The following is a 955-nucleotide window of genomic DNA, read 5'->3' as shown; positions in this document are numbered from 1 at the left end:
TTATAGGTATGTGCCATGAAATAGGCTGGTTACATAAATGGCTTCCAAAAATTCTTAGAATGAATTATGAATCTTTAGATATTAAAGCTGGAGGATTAAATCATTTCAGTTGTTTACTAGAAATAAAAGATAAAAAAAGTGGAAAAGATTTGTACCCTGATGTATTAAAAAATGCTTATGGTTATTTTGAACATGAAGTAGGCTACAGTGATTTATTAAAATATGCTAAAGAAAATAATAGCTTTTCAAAAACAGAAAACTTTGATCATTCAATAGAAGAAAAACTTAAAGGCGAGTTTATATGGGCAGACAGAAGACTTTTAAAAGTAATATTAGATAATTATAAACTTTTACCTATAACAGTAGACAGCCATTTTGGTGAATATATAGCTTGGGCTTGGGACGTTTCAGATCATAGAGGTATATTAGACTTTTATGAATTATACAGAACCGTTCTTTCTAAAGCTGAGCCTAAAATAGAACTTATAGTAAAAGAAAGAGCTTCAAGTATAATTGATGCTATAGTTACAGGCAATAGTTATACAGAAGAGGCTGTAAATATTTTAAATGATGGATTAATAGAAGATTTGCCTAATTGGATAGCTGTAGAAGTGCCTGCTGTTATTAGTAAAAATAAAGTTGAGGGTGTAAAACTTAATAATGTACCTAAAGGATTTTTATCACTTTTAAGAAATTATGTAAGTGTGTATGATTTAACTGCTGAAGCTGCTATACATAAAAAAAGAGAATATGCTATACAGGCTATACTTGCCAATCCTGTTGTTAATGTATGCAAAAATACTGAAGATATGCTTGATACTATGATATCTTGTCAGAAACCTTATTTGGATTATTTAAAATAGTTTTTTATAAATACATATTAAAAAATTAATTAAATTTATAAAGCCTTATAATAATATTTATTATAGGGCTTTACTTTTTATGTTAAAAAAAT

1 protein-coding gene is annotated in these 955 nt (G+C 27.2%); it reads left to right on the top strand.

Translation table 11 applies throughout. The features are described from left to right. The coding region (locus EZH24_RS12595) for a family 4 glycosyl hydrolase (RefSeq protein ID WP_473807489.1) at nucleotides 1–863 on the top strand (863 nt) is incomplete at its 5' end. Nucleotides 864–955 lie beyond the last annotated feature (92 nt).

Source organism: Brachyspira catarrhinii (genome assembly GCF_005518285.1).
Classification (GTDB): Bacteria; Spirochaetota; Brachyspiria; order Brachyspirales; family Brachyspiraceae; genus Brachyspira; species Brachyspira catarrhinii.
Note: the sequence above shows the minus strand (reverse complement) of the source record. Positions and strands in the feature narration are given on the sequence as shown.